This is a genomic window from Paenibacillus sp. VT-400 (genome assembly GCF_001029205.1).
Taxonomy (GTDB): domain Bacteria; phylum Bacillota; class Bacilli; order Paenibacillales; family Paenibacillaceae; genus Paenibacillus; species Paenibacillus amylolyticus.
The window spans coordinates 388,112-406,814 of record NZ_LELF01000067.1; the positions used below are offsets into that span (position 1 = coordinate 388,112).

Sequence of the window (18,703 nt, forward strand, 5' to 3'; positions counted from 1 at the left end):
GTTACATCCCATGCAGAAAGACAGCAATTAGCTTCAATATTGTTAACTGCATTAAATTTTTCGCATATAAGAATTCTCGGGGGAGATGTGGACCGTTATGCAGAAATGGTTTGAAGAAGCCAAACTGGGGATATTCATCCACTATGGCATCTATGCGGTGGAAGGGGTTGCGGAATCCTGGTCCTTCTATAATGGCAGGATATCCTATGAAGAATATATGAAACAGTTGGATGGTTTTACGGCATCGGAATTCAATGCGGAGAAGTGGGCGGACTTGATTGAGAAGTCTGGTGCCCGGTATGCCGTATTAACAACGAAGCATCATGACGGCGTTGCTCTATGGGATACGCAATATAGTGATCTCAATGTTGTCAAACAGACACCAGCGAATCGGGACATTGTGAAGGAATATGCGGAAGCGATTCGGGAAAAGGGCATTCATCTAGGGATGTATTACTCACTCATTGATTGGTCACACCCGGATTATCCTAGCGTGTATGAAGGTGGAAAAGTGCCTGAGGATCTCAGCAGTGTCAACCGGCACTCAAGTCCTGTGGACGGCGTTCAAGTTCAGGAAAAGTGGCAGAAGTTCCTGCAATTTAATAACCATCAACTGGAAGAGATTTTAACAAATTACGGAAAGGTGGATCTGCTGTGGTTTGATGGGGACTGGGAACGGAGTGCCGAGCAGTGGAATCTGCCGGAGTTCAAGCATTATCTGCAATCTTTTAACCCGGATATCATCATCAACTCCCGCCTTCAAGGTAATGGGGATTACAAAACGCCTGAGCAAGGCATTCCGATCACAAGACCGGAGGGACCCTGGGAATTCTGCACCACGATCAATAGATCTTGGGGTTATGTGCCAACCGATCATAAATATAAATCCCTAAATCAGATCATTCGAATGTTCTGTGACTGCATTTCGATGGGCGGTAATATGTTGCTGGATATCGGTCCGCGTGAAGATGGCACCATCGATCAGAGGCAGGAGGATATTCTGCTTGGGCTGGGAGCATGGATCCGAACCCATGAAGAGGCCGTCTTCGGTACGGGTGAAGGCATTATGCCTCGCTATTATCTGGGGGGAAGCACCGTATCCGAGGATCGAAAGACGCTGTACCTGTTTGTGTATGACGATCCAAAAGAGAATGTGTGCATCAAAGGTCTCTGCAATCCGATCAAGAAAATTACCGTGCTCCATTCGGGCAAAGAGCTTAATCATGAGATTCATGGGGGCGTGCCTTGGTTCAATATCCCGGGGACAACGTGGATCAAGATGACCCCGGAGGACACGCATGAACAGGTGACCGTTCTTAAGCTTGAATTTGATGAGGAGCTGGAAATGTACGGCGGCTCTGGAGCCGTTGTCACCCATAACTAACCATTACGGGGAGGGTATGTGCTGGTAGATGCATGCCCTCCCTTACGAATTGGAGAGAGTGACATGAACAGAAGTGGAGTGCCAGAACCCAGGATTGAGTATGCTCCCAAACATTATATATGCAAACGTGCGCAGGAACCGTTGGTGTTAGACGGTCGTGTGGATAAGGCATTTTGGAATGCGGCTCATTGGACGGAGGATTTCGTTGATATCGAAGGGGATCTTCGTCCGAAGCCAGGGAAACAGACACGGGTAAAAATGCTGTGGTATGACGACTATTTCTACTTTGCTGCCGAGCTGGTTGAAGATCAGATCTGGGCTACGTTGACCGAGCGTGATTCCGTTATTTTCTATGACAATGACTTTGAGATTTTTATCGATCCCGACGGGGATTCGCATCAATATTATGAGTTCGAGATCAATGCGCTCAATACGGTATGGGACCTGTTATTAGTGAAGCCTTATCGGGATGGTGGGCCTCCGGTTAACGGTTGGGATATCAGCGGTCTCAAGACGGCCGTATATATCGATGGGGAACTGAACAGACCTGGTGCAGAGAACCGGAAATGGAGCGTGGAAGTCGCGATTCCCTGGGCCAGTCTAAAGGAATGTGCCGAAGGAAACCGTCCACCTGCGCCGGGTGAGTTCTGGCGTGTCAACTTCTCGCGTGTGGAGTGGCAAACCGAGGTACAGGACGGTGAGTACCGCAAGGTGCTGAATCCAGATACGGGTAAATCTTATCCGGAGGACAACTGGGTTTGGTCACCTATGGGTATTATCAACATGCATTACCCGGAGTTATGGGGTTATGTTGTATTCTCGGATGGTGACGGAACGGGTCAGTCGTTTGAGTTGCCGGAAGACGAACGAATCAAATGGGAGCTTCGCAGGCTCTACTACCGTGAACGTAATTATTATGAAACCCATGGTGAATTTACACAGGATGTGAAGCTGCTTATGGGTGAGGAATTGTTGAGCTGTAATCCTGTTATTGAAACGACTCGCAGCCTGTTCCAGATTACTGCGCCTTCTTCGGATGGCACGGCCTTGATCTGTATTCGGGAAGACGGAAAACTGTGGAAGGAGTGAGAACGCTATGACCAGCCAAACCTTGGTATTTTCCCTTGATGCACAGTCATTGGAGAGGATCGAGCAGAAGTTCCGGGAGAAGGTACGTTTTGCAGAGGCCCGCAAATCGGAGTTGTTTCATATTTTTCAGCAGGAGCTAACGCAAGAAGAGACATGGGCATTAAAGTATATATATGCCTATATGCCAGTAAACGACCTGGCTGATTATAACGGGGACTTGTTCTTGAGTCATGTGCGCCGGGCTTTGGACACCCGCAAACGTGTGCCTTGGGGAGAACGCGTTCCTGATCATTTGTTCCTTCATTTTGTACTGCCTTATCGCATAAATACGGAAAATATTGAAGATTTCCGCGGTTTGATGTATGACGAATTAGCCGAGCGGACAGCAAAGTTATCCATGGCGGATGCCATTTTGGAGACCAATTACTGGTGTCATGAGAAAGCGACCTATATTGGCAGCGATCTGCGTACGATATCACCGCTGACGATGATCCGGAATGCTCGTGGTCGATGCGGCGAAGAATCCACGCTGGCGGTAGCCGCTCTTCGCAGCATCGGTATACCTGCCCGCCAGGTCTACACACCGCGCTGGGCTCACTGTGACAGTAACCATGCTTGGGTAGAAGCCTGGGCAGATGGTCAATGGTATTACATCGGGGCATGCGAGCCTGAAGCCCGTCTGAACCAAGGGTGGTTCAGTCCGCCAGCCCGCAGGGCCATGCTGATTAATACGAGGATCTATGCCGACTATCCCGGACCAGAGGATATTACGCTCTCCGAAAAGGGATTTACGGAAATTAATTTACTTGAGAACTATGCGCCCACACGTAACATCTATGTGAAGGTGAAAAATGGACAGGGAGAGCCCGTACCCGGCGCGAGTGTCCGCTTTGAGTTGTACAATACGGCTGAATTCTATCCGATTGCCGAGATTAGGACGGATGCACAAGGGGAAGCGATCTTTAAGACTGGCTGTGGTGACCTTTTGATTCGTGCCGTTAGCGGTGGTAAGTGGAGTGAGATCCTATTCAAGGCTCAGGAAAATAAGGATGTAGAGCTTGTGCTGAACTCATCAGAGCAGCCTACAGAGATTGTAGATTTCGATATGGTTCCTCCTCCGGAAAGGGAGGGAGAGGTCGTGGTTGCATTACCGGAAGAGAAGATTGAGATTCATAATCGTCGTCTGGAGGAAGGAGCGCAGACCCGGAGCGAGTATGAGGACATGTTCCTGAGTGAGGAGGAAGCTGTCTCGCTGGCTAAAAAGGTTGGACTGCCCTCGGTACGTGTGTGGGATGTTCTCCGCAAGGCACGGGGGAACAGCCGGGAAATTGCAACTTTCCTAGAGGAACGTTCCAATCCATACGATGAGTGGCCGCTCCGGTTGCTGGAGTCGATGAATGAAAAAGATTTAATTGATACTTTTCGCCAGACGCTGGATGATCATCTGATTGGTGCGCTCTCGCAGCAAGGATCTTGGGCGGAGGATACGTTTGTGAGATACATCCTGTGTCCGCGGATCTCCTATGAGATGCTGGTCCCATATCGAGGTGTATTCCAGAATGCCTTTTCGGCAGATGAGGCGGCAACTTTCAGGGAGAACCCCTCGACAATTGCCCAAATGCTGGAACAGCAATATGAATACTATGAAGATCTTCCTAATCTAAAAGGCAAAGGGAATCCAATAGGGACGTTTAGTCTAATGAAGGGAGACTCTCAGTCGCTGGATATTTTGTTTGTGGCTGTATGTCGCAGTTTGGGTATTCCGGCCCGATTACATCCCAGCGCACAGAAACCACAGTATCTAAGTGATAGAGGCTGGGAGGATGCAGTGTTTAGTCTCACCTCACCTCTAACTCAGGAGAGCACAAGCTGGGGGATGCTCCAACTTCATAGGGATATAAAAGTTCCGCAGGATACACCTGAAGCATCTTATTTCGAGAACTTTACGTTTGCCCGTCTGGAAGATGGCGTCTACAAGACGTTGATTTATCCTTATGGCAGTACGGATGTCTATAGTGAGCCATATGAGGTTGAGGCAGGAGCTTATCGCTTAACGACAGGCGTTAGGCTGAACGATGGAACGGCAAAAGTACGATTCGTTTACTTTACCGTGAGCGCTGGAGATACCACTGAGGTTGTCTTGTCTTATCGCGAGACTGAGGTTGAGATTCCTGTACTGGGTAAACTGGCACCAGGAAGTATACTGACCCGTCTTGATGGTTCAGAGGTAGAACTAGAGGAACTTCTGGGATCGGAGGGTGCCATTGCTTCCTGGATTGAACCGGAGCGGGAACCGACCAAACATCTGATTCGTGAACTGTGCGAGCTGGCAGAGCCGCTGGATAAGGTGGGTATACCAATCGTACTCATAATCGGAGATGCAGAATGGAACGCTTCCTTTGATCCTGTTGGTTATCCGAAGCTGCCTGTGCGCACGGTTTTTGTACGAGATTCCAGTTATGCTTCCTTGTCCGGCTTCATTTCGAAGCCTGCGGCTTATGAAGCGGGTTATCCACATCTGTTCGTGATGGATACTCAGCATCAAGTTCGTTATTCGGCTTCCGGGTACAAGATTGGTACTGGGAAGGAAGCCTTGCAGATTGCTGCTGCGATATCTCAATCATCGAACAGATCGGAGTGAAGAGAGTGACGAAATATATTGCTGCCGGTTATGCTGTTGATTCAGTTCTCCCCGACATGACACATGAGGATCTCTTGAAGTTAACACATCTGAACGTAGCCTTCGGACATGTCAAGAATGATGCAATAACAACCGAGCATCTAAAAAACGGTCATGTGATCCAGAACATCAAGCGGGAGCTTCCAAATCTTACAGTGCTGTTGTCTGTAGGCGGATGGAGCGCTGGCGGTTTTTCCGAAGCCGCCTCAACCCAGGCGGGGAGGGAAAGCATGGCTGAATCAGCGGTTAAGGCGCTGGAGGAATATCCTTTTGACGGGATCGATCTGGACTGGGAATATCCTTGTTACGGTGAAGCTGGTATCGCATCCAGCCCAGATGATAAACGGAATTTCACTTTACTTCTCAAGACGATGCGGGAGGCACTGAGTGCCAAGGGAGAAGAGGATGGCCGTCATTATCTGCTCACCATTGCAGCAGGGGCTGATCAATACTACGTTGATGGTACAGAGATGGCTGAGGTGCAGCAGTACCTGGACTACGTGCAGTTGATGACCTATGATATGCGTGGTGGTTTTCAGGTTCTGACCGGACATCATACGAATCTGTACACGCCAACAGGAGATCTGTTTCGAATCAGTACGGATGCTTCCGTGAACCTGTTTATTTGCGCAGGCGTTCCGAAGGAGAAAATTGTGATTGGAGCTGCCTTCTATTCCCGGATCTGGACTGAGGTTCCTGACCGAAACCACGGACTCCATCAAATGGCCGGCAGCACAGGCGGCTACGGTCCGTCATTTGCCGAGCTGGAAGCGAAGTACATTAACAAGAATGGTTACACTCGTTATTGGGATGAAGAAGCCTGTGCACCATTTCTGTTTAATGGGTCTAGTTTCATATCTTATGATGATGAAGAATCGATCCAATGCAAATGTGATTACGTAAAGGATCAAGGTCTGGCCGGAATCATGTTCTGGGAGTACGGCTGTGATCCAACTCACCGTTTGCTGAGTGCAGTGCATCAAGGGCTGAAGGATCTTTCGGCTGGGAAAATCGGATAAGGTCGCTGGCCGCGACGAATCAGATTATGTCTACGGACTAAAAACATACGAAGGGGCCGTCCTATACGTCATGAGCATGACGTATAGGACGGCCCCTTGTTTGCGTTATTTTGGTCTAATGAATCAGGCACATGTTAGACGATGTCTCCCTTTATCCAATACATTCCTCGTCATCATCATCAGGAGAATCGGCGGAGCCATTGGGACGGTGCATTTTACGGTATTGCCCTGGGGTATAACCCGTCTCTTTTTTGAATTTGCGGATGAAGTTTGGTGTATCCAGGTAACCGACACGCGTGATGATATCTTTTAACGGATCGGTAGTATGCAGCAGTAGTCGAATGACCTCATCCATCCGTTTCTGCCAGATATATTGGGTAAAGTTCATGCCGATCTTTTCTTTGAAAGAACGACTGAAATAGGATGAAGAGATCGTGAATTTCGATGAAATCGTACCTAAACTGAGATCATAATCAGAGAAATTAGCATCGATATAAGCAACAATTTCATCCATAAGAGAGCTTTCTTCCGTCTCACTCTTCGCTTCGACATGGGCGCAGATTTCGGCGGCAAGGCCTGTCAGTTTTTTCTCCAAATCCTCTAACGAGTCGTAGGAAGTGATCCTTGGAAGTTGATCAACCACATGATGGATTCCAAGCTCCGAAGCGGTTTTGAGCATTGTATTCAGAATATCAAAGCAGATGCAACGCAGCAGCGGTACAGATGGCATTTCGGATTTCAGGGTATTCAACGCAGTTGACACCATCTGAACCGCCACATCATAGCTGCCTTGTTTTAAGCTCTGAACCAGCTTTAATAACACATCCTTAGGGACCCAGAAGGAGGAATCCTGTACATCGGAACCAGAGAGGTCGTTAAAGTATGTACTCCTGCCCTGTCCATGTAGCATCGATGCTTCCAGAGCGGTCGAGGCCTCAATGTAGGACTGATTCAGCTGTTTCGGATAAGTGTACCGATTGCCTATCCCGATTGCGGGCGCGACCCCGGTGTGTTCTGTCACCATCCATTGCAGTTTTTCAACGATAGGCTCCATACGGATATTCAGGCTACCTTCATGCCCAATTTCGGCATCGAATCCCACGATAAGGGCCAATTGGTCTGCCTGTGGCAGCTCTACGCCGTAAGCATATGCAGACAACTCCGGCAGGTCCACATCGTTCATCAGTTGCATGACAGTAGGTTGCTCGGGGTTATCACCGATAGGAAAAGCATGCATTTCCCAGCCCATGATCATGACAAAATAATGGGACCGGTTAAAGCGTATGCCAAGCTTATCCGTAAACTCAGAGGGAAAATCTCCGGTGTGACCGTGCTTCAGCAACATGAGCAAAATATGATTGCGAGCATAGGGCTCCTGAAGATCTACGCGCTGACTATAATCATGCAGTGTTTTCTTGATCCATTCCAGCTCGTTGGTGGTGGAGGATGGAGCAGGATCATTTTTCAACCGAATGAACTCCATTAAGTCTGAAATCGGATGGTACTGTCTTCGGGCCAACATAATGGCGAAGAATGTGCCCATCACCACCATGAAGGAGAAAACGAGAACAACAAAGGTGCGAATATGAACGATTCGGCTAAAAAATTGGTTGCTGGGCATAGCGGTTACATAAGTCCAACCCGCATCCGATTTAACGGATACAACCGAATGTGGTTCTTGATTTAAGGAGATGCTGTGCGTGCCGGATTCAAGAGCAAACAGAGCGTTAACTTCCTGTTCGGATATGATTTCTCCCTTGTAATTGGCTGCCAGGACTTGCCCGAAATTATCGAAAATATAAGTCATCCCGTGATAGTCGCTGAGGATGGAATCAATTAAGCCCGTCAGATTGGACTCGTGTATCAAGTACATGACGGTTCCATGGGCGGGCGTATTGTTAGGTGCAATCGGTACAAGGTATGCCAGCATGGAATTGGGTATTCTGGTTCCTTGGACGACCTGCTCCGCTGGACGTATTGTGGGGGACTGTACGTTATTCAAATCCCGGATCATGTCTGTTTTGTTCCACGTAGTAAATTTGTAGCGGCCAGTGAATACATCCAGGTTCTCAGAACCTTGAGAAGAATAGATGTTATCATCTTCACGGAAGAACAGGAATAACTCATCGATAATGGAACTGGTGGCTTTGTATTTGACCAATGCGCCGATGGATTCCCGGCTATAGTACGGATGGTGGGTCCAATACCGCGTTAACTGCTCATCGTAGGCGATGCGAAAAGCGATGTCTTGGAGTTCCTTCATGCGATCATCAATGACAGTTTTGGCTTGAGTGAGCTGATTGACATTGGTCTGTTCAATCTCTGAACGGAGCGTGTCCACAGCGTTGTGATAAATAATGATGGTTAAAATAACAAGAGGGATAAGAAAAATGGAGATATAGGATAGGGTGTACTTAAACAGAAGCTTGGACTTGAAGTGATTCCATTTCATATCTGCAACCTCCCGTTTTTCTTTCGTGCTGCAGCGATAGCGCTCTCATATGGGCAGTGAAGTTATTGCCAAGATGGGAGCTGCTGGGGTGTTCCTTCTAAAAATACTAGGAGAACTTCTCTAATAAAGCAATGGTTCTTTTATAAATTCCAGTGCAATCCGTAAGAAAGATATAGCTATAGCAAAATCCCCTCAAAGTTCACTCATTTCCTTATGCTACCACACAAGGCTTTTCAAAGAGTAACTACTTTAAGGGGATAATTCTAGCTGATCATATATTATATTTTCTATTACTGAATATAGGAGTTACAACGATTATTCGTCCAGAGGTTCATAGTCAAACCAATCGAAACTTGCGGGTGTAAACTCCCCCGATGGAGCATAAGCGTACATGGCGATCATCACACCTGTGAAACCACTTGCCACTTCGGTAGATAACAGATGTGTTTCTCCTGAACCCACTTCGATGGCATCGGATGAACCTTGCTGATAGAGGAACGTGAAGTGATTACGGTCAGCCTTGATTTGTAATACAACCGGCCCCGTGTCACAGTCAAGCACCTGTTCGGTTCGCAGAGAGCCGACGGTTCGCCGCAATACGATTTTCTTCTGACCGTCGATCTGTGTTACAGCCAAGTCGTAATGATATTTATCATTCATAAATAAGGTTAATCCGGCTTCCTCACCGCTCGCAAATGGCTCATAACACAGCTCGGTGGCCATATTGCATAAGAAATGGCTCAATCGACGCCCAACAAAGGCTGGATTTTGTCCATCATCGAGTGAAACCGGCTGACCCCGCAGGATGAGTTGCCCGGGATTTTCTGTGAGTGTCCAACTATTCGGAGCCGGGTTCCGTAAGAAGATCCAGTTCATGTCCAAAGTTGGTTCGTCAAAATGATCCCGTATAGCCCGAGGTGACCAAGGATGCTCAGGCAATGAAGGTCCGGTCATCTCTGGTTCAATATGTCCGTCCACACCGATTATCGGCCAACCAGTGTCCGTCCACGTGACAGGGGCCAGGAACGTTTCACGTCCCAGATGGTGTCGCATAGGGTAACCAGCTGGACGAATACCAAGAGATACGGCCCACCAGCTTCCATCCTGGATCTGGACAAGGTCTGCATGACCGGTTGCGTGAATGCTGGATTTCATGCTCCGATTGGACAGAATCGGATTATGAGGACACGGATCAAATGGTCCGTATGGCTCTGTGCTCCGAGCGATGGTCTCCATATGACCATACTCGGTTCCACCTTCGGCGATCATCAGATAATAGAGGCCGTTTATTTTATACATGTGGGGAGCTTCGGGGGCTGCTCCTCCGGTTCCAGTCCAGATCAATCGACTATCGGTTAGTCTGGCTCCGGTCGTGGTGTCTATCTCGCACTGATAGATGCCTTCGCCTTCATCGCCGTTACAGGCCGTTTGAAAATACACATGTCCATCATCATCAAAGAGAAAAGAGGGATCAATGCCGCCCTGATCAACAAAAATTGGAGCAGACCATGGTCCCTCAGGTTGGATGCTACGTACATAAAAATTTCCGCCGCCGCTGACATTGGTTGTTGTCATATAGAACCAGCCATCATGGTGCCGGAGTGTTGGGGCAAAAATACCGCCAGAGCTGCCTGCGTTCGCTAAAGGGAGTTGCTCAGTTGTTGTGAGGACATGGCCGATCTGTCGCCAGTTCACAAGGTCTTTGCTGTGGAAGATGGGCACACCAGGGAAATATTCAAAGGTACTGGTTACCAGATAATAGTCTTCATCTACACGGCAGATACTTGGATCTGGATAAAACCCCGGAATGACCGGATTGGTATATTTCATCATTTATGCTCCTATTCATTTCGAGAGTTTAGTATGAATCTGGACACATTGAAAATCCCTGCTACAAGGCGAATTATAACGCTTATAAGTATATGGAACCTTGATTTTTCGGTCTTGGAATAGCATGATATAGACATTCAACCCAACTATGTTCGCGGAGGGGAATGCTTTTGAGTAATGCATATTTGAGATGGTTTACCTCGGACCATCAACAATTTCCGTTTTTTATCCAGTACGGTGGACATGTTGAGGACATGGAGCTTCATAATCATATGGATTTTACGGAACTTGTGATTGTTCTGAATGGTCATGCAACCCATGTGGTGAACACCGAGGAATTTTTTATTAAAAAAGGGAACGCATTTGTGATTAATGGCGACACCCATCATGCGTATAAAGACCCTCATGATTTTAGGATCTGTAACATTATGTTCAGTCCCGAGATGCTTGCTTCGGCTGGGCCCGATCTGAGAAAATCTAACGGCTTCCAGGCGCTGTTTGTTTTGGAACCGTTTTATCGTAATATTCACTCCTTTCCGAGTAAATTGGCGTTATCCATTTCCAGTCTGGAGTATGTAGAATCACTGATATCGTTCATGATTGAGGAGTATCAGAGTAAACAGCAAGGGTATCAGACGATGTTGATCTCACGTCTTACGGAGATGGTTGTTTATTTGTCGAGGCAATATGATACACAGGAGAAAGGGATCGAAGGTAATAATCTGATGCATCTGGCAAATGCCATTTCATTTATTGAAGATCATTATCTGGAGCCACTGTCGCTAGAGGATATTGCGGGGAAGTCGAATATCTCAATAAGGCATCTGAACCGGATTTTTCGATCCTATTATCAGATGACCCCGATCTCTTATCTGCAAAAGTTGCGTCTGGAGAAGGCGTGTCATTTGTTGAAAAACGGGAATCTGTCCATCACGGAAATTTCGTATGAATGTGGATTTAACGACAGTAATTATTTCACCCGCCAGTTTAAGAAAGCCTTTGGCAAGTCTCCCAAAACATACAGGCAGACTCATTAATACATGACCGAATATAAAACACCAAAACAGGGCCTCCTCATATGGAGGTCCTGTCTGCTGTCTCAGGGAAAAGGGGGAGTTCAATAGTTCAAGAGCCGTCCGTTGTCATGCCACTGACCGTACATTTTATTTTCCTTTGTGTGGGTTATGAACTTATCCAATCTGCTCTGGAATAATGCTGGCTGATTCTTAACACTTTGGATCGTATCGATCCGAACGTTTTGGTACAGGGTAGGGAAGGCCATGAAATTTGCATAAACCTGATGATCTTCTTTCAGCCTTTGTTCGATCACACCATCAATAATGAAAGCACTCGGGTCCATAACAGGAAGAACCTTTCTCCCCTCGTCATGCATGAAGCCCAACTTTTCAAGACGACGGACACGTTCCTTGTTCAATTCAGTCCATGAGCTACGTTTCCTTCTAGGCGATAATCGCTGTGCTAATTGAGTCTCGGATATTTTCTTTTTGACTCCATCGATCCAGCCAAAGCACAGCGACTCCTCAACCACGTCCAAATACAGCAGGGTATTTGGCACGGGTTTTATGCTTATCATTACCCAGCAAGATTTCTCGACTTTTCCATGCGTCTGCAACCAATTTCTCAATTCATCCCTCGACGTCACGGGGATACAATGTACATTTTCCATCCGATTGTCAACTATACTTGAGCCGGTTCCTGATACCAGAAGAGAGAATAGTCATTCATGATGGAGGCGTGCCCCAATTGACGCAGCATGGTAGAAACATTGCCACGATGATAGGTTCCGTGGTTAACCACATGGATTACGATGTCCGATAAGCTGGTTTCGCGAACTCCTGCAAATGGATTATCGAGTAGAATGGTTTGCTCCAAATCAGCTTGGCCTCGTAACCACTCACTGTATTGTGCCGACAGGTCGGTAAAACATTGGATGTACTCATCCACAGAACCGTGAATTTCACTATTGAGTGGTATGCATGCTTGCAGTGCCTCGGGCATACCGGTGCCAGTTAACACCAGGTACCACATCTTATCCACTGTATAGATATGGCTGAGTGCATGAGCAATGGTTGGATATGAACTGTTCACTTCCTGACTCAGGACAGAGGAGGGCAGTTCCTTGATTCTGCCCAGGATTGTTTGGTTGGCCCATGTGTGGTAGTTATACATTTGTTCCGGATGATTCATTGATGATCGTCTCCTTTAATTTGGCTATAGATTAGGTTAACTTACTGAGATGATTATAAAAAAAGAAGTATGACAACAGCGTGTCATACTTCTTCATAGAGCTTAAGTGCGTTTCGAAGTTGTTCTTTCAGAATGCCTCGTAATTCAATCGGTTCAAGCACCTCGGCGCCACTTCCCAAACTAAGTAGAAACGACCATAACCACTTGGCTTGTAACGGTTGATGAACCGGGATACGCATCGTCATACTTCCATCCTCGTGAAATTGCTTATCTGCCTGTTGAAAATGATCCATGGCTTCCGCGAGCGCTTCCGGGTTCACCCGAAATACCACATCACTTACCTGATCTTGCCATGACGGATCTGAGACAACCGTCTCTTGGGGAAGCTCAAGGTGGGGTTGGAAGTGTTCCGATGTCAGTTGCACGTTCATCATCCGGGACAGTCGGAACTCGCGATAATCCTGCCGTGTCTGGCAAAATCCATGTACATACCAATTACGATATTTAAAATGAAGTCTTACCGGTTCCAGATGGCGGGGTGTATGTTCATTCTTTGTATTGATGTAGTCAAAACGGACAACCTGATGATCCGTAATACCTTTACGCAGATGAGGAAGGGCATCAGGTTCTGTTCGGCGAGTCTCCAGATCCACCGATAGACTTGAGGTTTGATGCTCCGGTCCAATCGTTTGCAGACGTTCAATCGTGCCTTGTGCACGTGCATCTTCGAATACTGTGGATAGACTGCTCAGGACAGTTATCAGGGAATCCACATCATAAGAACCGAGCAAGCTTTTATCCATCTTGTATCCGTCCATCATGCCGTAGCCGCCTTTGAGTCCCTGATGGGAGACGACCGGGAAGCCGGCGGCACAGATCACATCAATATCCCGATAGATCGTTCTTGGGGACACCTGAAACTCTTCAGCCAAGGTGGAAGCAGACAATACTTCGTGGTTCAGCAGTTTGTATATGATTGAGATTAATCGCTCCAATTTCAAAAGGTATCCCCGCCCGTTATTCCATTTTGTCATTACAGGCCATTATTATATCACGCCAGGGTAAACAACATGGAGGATTACAGAGGGTCTATAGAAGTCATACCATCCAGTATGTTTTGTTCCAACATAATTGGACAAGTTCTTCGGTGAGAGGAAACAAAAAAGAGTGCTGGATAGCACCCTTTCGAAGAAACATGATTGTTGTTGTGTTGAACAGTTACGTTAGCAGATCGGTCGAACTTCATATCGAGTGAATAGTCAGAGCCGGCTCTACTCTTCTTGCACGTTATAGAGAACCCGAGCGAGCAGATTCTGTCCATAGTTTCCGAAATTTTTACCAAAGATCGTTAAGCCCCGTTTGTTCAAAGGTTCGTCCGTAACCGCAATGCGGAAGTGAATATCGCTTTTGTAATCCAGCCCAATCTGGTCCAGCGTTACGTCCGAGATGCGGCATCCGTCGATATAGCTGCCTTCCTGTGTAATCCGGATCAGCTTCAGCATGCCGTACTGATTCAAGTGCGGAGGCCACCATTCCGGATTAAAGGTACCGCGTGTATTGCCAAAATCCCCCGGACTTGTCCAGCAGCCAATCTCAATCCCATTGACATAGAAGTAAATATCCGAAGGGTAATTATCACAAAAGCCAGGGGCCTCCGATCCCAGTTCCATCGACAACTGAATTTCGCTAAAGGACTGATTGGGTTTGAGATAGTTGGGAATCCGATATTCCAGATAACCTTCAGCCAGCCAGATCATCTCCGCATCAATTCGCAGTGGATCAGCAAAGTACCGCGGATCATCGAACTCTCCAACAATGCTGTCCCGGGTAGCGAGACCACATGTAGGTGCGGCCTGATAATCGCTGTAATGACCGACCTGAATTTCCACCTCATAACGGTTGTTAATCTCCTGTGAACGCAGATCAACCATCAATTTTTCCTCATTGAGATAACATATCTTCTGAATTCCATGTTTGCCAACGGCGGTGTTGATCTCGATCAATCCGCTCTCTTCAAGCTTCTTGATATGCATCGTGATAGCGCCATTGCTCAGTCCCAGCTTGGTTGCGAGATCATTGAGATTAAGGCTTTGGTTCTTGGCCAGCAGCTCGATGATCTGAATCCGGATTTCCGAACTGAGCGCTTTGAAGATATTCACACCCGACATCAGATCTTTAATATAAATCATAGGTGGATTTCCTTTCCCCGTTCTGAACAAAGTCTTCGACACAGACATTTGCACATTTATATGTTTTATTTCAGATAATTATAAATCATTCCCTCATGGAAGGGAAGGGTGGAGAAATAGAAGCCAAAACCCTTGTATATAGCGCAAATACGAAAATATAATCTATATTTTGTCCACTATTCCGGTTAAAATAAGTGTTAATCAGTTCACATATATTTGAAATATACCATTGAAATGTAATGTAACCGCTTTTATAATCCTATTATACCTAAATTGATTCAATACTTCATGAACCTAATTAACCATTTGAACAGGAAAGGTGGAGTTTGGTTTGGAAAAGTTAAGCAATGTGAAGAGGTTTAAGTGGAAACGGTTGGCGTTACCGGCATTACTTGTGATGGTATTACTGCTAGCAGGTCAGTCAAAAGCTTTGGCGGCATTCTGGAATCTGACCGGAGATACCGCTGTTCATGATCCATCGATTATCAAAGAGGGCAGTTCCTGGTACACCTTTTCAACCGGCCCGGGTATTCAAGTATTGAAATCCGATAATGGTTCGTCCTGGTATCGTGTTCCACAAATCTTCTTAAGTAAGCCATCCTGGTGGGCTTCTGCCGTTCCGGGACAAAGCGGATTGGATGTATGGGCACCGGATGTAGAGCAGTATAACGGAAAAGTATGGCTCTATTATTCGATCTCCACCTTTGGCTCCAATCGGTCTGCGATTGGTCTTGCTTCTGCGAACAGCATTGGAGCAGGGCAGTGGAAGGATGAAGGATTGGTGCTTCAAACCACGACCGCCAATAATTATAATGCCATTGACCCAAATCTGGTCATTGATGCTTCAGGCAATCCGTGGCTGGCCTTTGGTTCTTTCTGGAGTGGCCTGAAGATTGTCAAGCTGGACAAAAACACGATGAAACCGACGGGAAGTATAACTTCCATTGCTGCGCGCCCGAATAACGGAGGTGCTATTGAAGGACCAAGTATTGTATATCGTGGCGGCTACTATTACCTGTTTGCTTCCATCGATTCTTGCTGCCAAGGGGTGAACAGTACCTACAAAATGGTCTATGGACGTTCGACCAGTATAACAGGCCCTTATGTGGACAAAAACGGAGTTAATATGCTGAATGGTGGCGGAACGATATTGGATACAGGCAATGTGAAGTGGAAAGGTCCAGGTGGTCAGGACGTGTACAACGGCAATGTCATCGCAAGACATGCCTATGATGCAGAGGATAATGGCAATCCTAAATTGCTGATTAATGACTTGCTTTGGGACTCGAATGGCTGGCCGAAATACTGATTTGTTTTATATAAATATAAAATGTTTTATAAAAGTGTTGACTAAAGTGATCTGGATTTGATAAATTTAACAACAGAAATCTTATTTCATCCAATTGAATACGGTTACAAGTCCAGATCAGGAGGGGTTCAGATGGTAAAGAAAAAGAATTGGGTCACATTTATGCTTCTTATGCTGGTAAGTGCGCTGGTACTCGCAGGTTGCGGAGGAAGCAGCGGTGCAAGTGGGGACAAGGAGTTAACGTTTATGTTCCGCGGCGGTACTGATGAGCAGAAAGCATACCAAGCAGTGGTCAAGAAATTCGAAGAAGATCATCCGGGTGTGAAAGTCAAAATTATCGTAACGGCTGCGGATCAATATGCAACCAAACTAAGAGCGGCAATTACAGGCAACAGCTTGCCTGACGTATTTTATATCAATCCGGGTGACGTGAAAGCGTATGTGAACAGCAATGTGCTGATGAACCTCACTTCGTATATTGAAAACAATCCGGATGTTGATCTCGATAATATCTGGAAATACGGCGTGGACCTGTATCGTTATGACGGCCAAATGGCAGGTCAAGGTGATATCTACGGTATGCCGAAGGATCTGGGGCCATTTGCACTGGGCTACAACAAAACGTTGTTTGAAAAAGAGGGGATCCCACTCCCTGACAAGGATAAACCATACACATGGGAAGAGTTCATCAAGGTGAATCAGCAAGCGACCAAGGATACCAATGGAGATGGTAAACCGGATGTATACGGTACTGGATTCAACGTACAGTGGGCACTGCAATCCTTTGTATGGAGCAACGGTGGGGATTGGTTGGATGAGACCAAAACAAAAGTAACGATTGATGATCCAAAATTCGCTGAAGCACTGCAATTCTTCGCTGATATGCAGAATGTATACAAAATTACACCTTCCATTGAGGAAGCGCAAACATTGGATACGTATCAACGCTGGATGAAAGGTGAAATGGCTTTCTTCCCTGTAGGCCCATGGGATATGAGTACATTTGAGAAATTGCCTTTCGATTATGATTTGCTGCCATTCCCTGCGGGATCAACTGGCAAATCGGCAACGTGGATCGGATCTCTGGGAATCGGAGTATCCGCGAAAACGAAACATCCAGAAGAAGCAGCAGCATTGGTGAACTACCTTACGGCTTCGAAGGAAGGCATGCAACAACTGGTAGATGCCAAGGTACAAATTCCGAACTTGCTTGATATGGCAGACGAGTGGGCCAAAGATACATCCACGAAACCAGCCAACAAACAGGAATTCATTGATATTGTTGAAGATTACGGCCGGGCTCTGCCAGGTAACTACACGTACAATGCGGAATGGTATGACCTGTTCTTCACGGACATCCAGCCGGTATTGGATGGCAAGATTACAGCCGCAGACTATGTGAAGCAGCAACAACCGAAAATGCAAAAACTGCTCGACAAAGCGGTTGAACAAGAAAAGAAATCTCAGAAATAGTAGATAGGAAAGGGTGATGCCGGCAGCCTGCAATCATGCTGCTGGCATCATTCGTATTGGAACTTATTGGATTCCATACGGGCATGTGGCATTCGTTGATCGACAAGGTTCAATCGAAGAATGCCACATGCTGATACTAGAAACAGGGGTGAACGCCGTGATTACGAAATCGAGTTTGTATCGCAAAGAGATGCTGTACGGATATCTGTTTATTTTACCTCCGATTCTTGGATTGCTGATCTTTGTCATGTTCCCGTTCCTCTACTCCCTTTATGGTTCCTTTACGGATTGGGACGGACTGGGACAGATGAACTTTATCGGTTTGGCCAACTTCAAGGATTTGCTCACGGATGACCTTTTCTACAAAGCGATGTTTAATACATTCTTCCTGATGCTTGGTATTCCGATTGGATTGTTGCTCGCATTGTTGCTGGCAATGGGTCTGAATCGTAAAATTCCCGGCACAACGACATTCCGTGTGATCTATTACATTCCAGTTATTTCTTCCCTCGCTGCGGTGTCCATCATGTGGAACTGGGCGTATAACGGGGATTACGGTCTGGTGAACCAGTTCCTTGATCTGTTTGGGATTAAAGGGCCTAACTGGCTCGCGAACAAAGACACGGTCAAACCGGCTCTGATTATTATGACGGTGTGGAAGGGTCTTGGATACACGATGTTATTGTACTTGGCGGCACTGCAAAGTGTATCACGTACATACTACGAAGCGGCTGAGCTGGATGGAGCGAACGGGTTCCAAATCTTCCGCAATATCACCTGGCCTATGGTGAAGCCAGTTACCTTTTTCCTCATTGTTACAAATATCATTGGCGGTTCCCAGATCTTCACCGAGATGAACATTATGACACCGACGGGTGGTCCTGAATATTCTTCGGCATCGATCGTTTTCTACATCTGGCAGAAAGCTTTCAGTAACTTGCAGATGGGTTATGCCTCAGCAATGGCCATGATTCTTGGTATTTTCATTTTTGTCATTACCCTGGTGCAATTCAAAATGAACGAAAAATCAGCCTATGATGGGGATTGATTGTCAAGGAAAGGAGTGAACC

General features: G+C 46.6%; 14 protein-coding genes. 8 read left to right on the top strand and 6 right to left on the bottom strand.

Annotation, left to right across the window (positions count from 1 at the left end; translation table 11 throughout):
* Positions 1-97 precede the first annotated feature (97 nt).
* The 4 genes from EL84_RS12355 (at position 98) to EL84_RS12370 (ending at position 6,172) form a co-directional block, all read left to right on the top strand.
* Positions 98-1,384, top strand: coding sequence for an alpha-L-fucosidase (locus EL84_RS12355; protein WP_047841913.1), 1,287 nt, complete (start codon positions 98-100; stop codon positions 1,382-1,384).
* Positions 1,385-1,447: 63 nt separating this feature from the next.
* Positions 1,448-2,473, top strand: a complete 1,026-nt coding sequence (locus EL84_RS12360; RefSeq protein ID WP_047841914.1) for a carbohydrate-binding family 9-like protein — start codon at positions 1,448-1,450, stop codon at positions 2,471-2,473.
* Positions 2,474-2,480: 7 nt separating this feature from the next.
* Positions 2,481-5,114, top strand: coding sequence for a transglutaminase domain-containing protein (locus EL84_RS12365; protein ID WP_047841915.1), 2,634 nt, complete (start codon positions 2,481-2,483; stop codon positions 5,112-5,114).
* Positions 5,115-5,119: 5 nt separating this feature from the next.
* Positions 5,120-6,172: a glycoside hydrolase family 18 protein gene (locus tag EL84_RS12370; protein ID WP_047841916.1), complete on the top strand. Its 1,053-nt coding sequence runs from the start codon at positions 5,120-5,122 to the stop codon at positions 6,170-6,172.
* A gap of 151 nt (positions 6,173-6,323) precedes the next feature.
* Here the strand turns inward: EL84_RS12370 and EL84_RS12375 are convergent, their stop codons facing one another.
* Together EL84_RS12375 and EL84_RS12380 are read right to left on the bottom strand one after the other, a co-directional pair.
* The gene (locus tag EL84_RS12375; RefSeq protein ID WP_036668778.1) at positions 6,324-8,624 is read right to left on the bottom strand and encodes a helix-turn-helix domain-containing protein; all 2,301 of its coding nucleotides are present in this window, start codon (positions 8,622-8,624) and stop codon (positions 6,324-6,326) included.
* A gap of 315 nt (positions 8,625-8,939) precedes the next feature.
* Positions 8,940-10,454 (bottom strand): glycoside hydrolase family 43 protein, encoded by a 1,515-nt coding sequence (locus EL84_RS12380; RefSeq protein WP_036668780.1) that lies wholly within the window; start codon positions 10,452-10,454, stop codon positions 8,940-8,942.
* Between the two features lie 164 nt (positions 10,455-10,618).
* Here EL84_RS12380 and EL84_RS12385 point away from each other — a divergent pair, with 164 nt between their 5' ends.
* Positions 10,619-11,491, top strand: coding sequence for a helix-turn-helix domain-containing protein (locus tag EL84_RS12385; RefSeq protein WP_405158697.1), 873 nt, complete (start codon positions 10,619-10,621; stop codon positions 11,489-11,491).
* An 80-nt stretch (positions 11,492-11,571) separates the two neighbouring features.
* Here EL84_RS12385 and EL84_RS12390 read toward each other — a convergent pair whose 3' ends face one another.
* The 4 genes from EL84_RS12390 to EL84_RS12405 all read right to left on the bottom strand — a co-directional run bounded on the left by EL84_RS12390 (position 11,572) and on the right by EL84_RS12405 (position 14,851).
* Positions 11,572-12,141: a YdeI/OmpD-associated family protein gene (locus EL84_RS12390; protein ID WP_047841917.1), complete on the bottom strand. Its 570-nt coding sequence runs from the start codon at positions 12,139-12,141 to the stop codon at positions 11,572-11,574.
* A gap of 11 nt (positions 12,142-12,152) precedes the next feature.
* The gene (locus EL84_RS12395; RefSeq protein WP_047841918.1) at positions 12,153-12,662 is read right to left on the bottom strand and encodes a DinB family protein; all 510 of its coding nucleotides are present in this window, start codon (positions 12,660-12,662) and stop codon (positions 12,153-12,155) included.
* A gap of 83 nt (positions 12,663-12,745) precedes the next feature.
* On the bottom strand, positions 12,746-13,663 hold the full coding sequence (locus EL84_RS12400) for a helix-turn-helix transcriptional regulator (RefSeq protein ID WP_047841919.1): 918 nt from the start codon (positions 13,661-13,663) through the stop codon (positions 12,746-12,748).
* Between the two features lie 270 nt (positions 13,664-13,933).
* Positions 13,934-14,851, bottom strand: a complete 918-nt coding sequence (locus EL84_RS12405; RefSeq protein ID WP_036668788.1) for an ArsR/SmtB family transcription factor — start codon at positions 14,849-14,851, stop codon at positions 13,934-13,936.
* A gap of 397 nt (positions 14,852-15,248) precedes the next feature.
* On the opposite strand from EL84_RS12405, the gene EL84_RS12410 reads away from it, so the two are divergent.
* From EL84_RS12410 to EL84_RS12420, 3 genes are all read left to right on the top strand, one after another.
* Positions 15,249-16,160 carry a glycoside hydrolase family 43 protein gene (locus EL84_RS12410; RefSeq protein ID WP_053061664.1) on the top strand — a complete coding sequence of 304 codons (912 nt, stop codon included), beginning with the start codon at positions 15,249-15,251 and terminating at the stop codon, positions 16,158-16,160.
* A 132-nt stretch (positions 16,161-16,292) separates the two neighbouring features.
* On the top strand, positions 16,293-17,633 hold the full coding sequence (locus EL84_RS12415) for an ABC transporter substrate-binding protein (protein ID WP_036611486.1): 1,341 nt from the start codon (positions 16,293-16,295) through the stop codon (positions 17,631-17,633).
* Between the two features lie 157 nt (positions 17,634-17,790).
* Positions 17,791-18,681 (top strand): carbohydrate ABC transporter permease, encoded by an 891-nt coding sequence (locus EL84_RS12420; RefSeq protein WP_036611613.1) that lies wholly within the window; start codon positions 17,791-17,793, stop codon positions 18,679-18,681.
* Positions 18,682-18,703 lie beyond the last annotated feature (22 nt).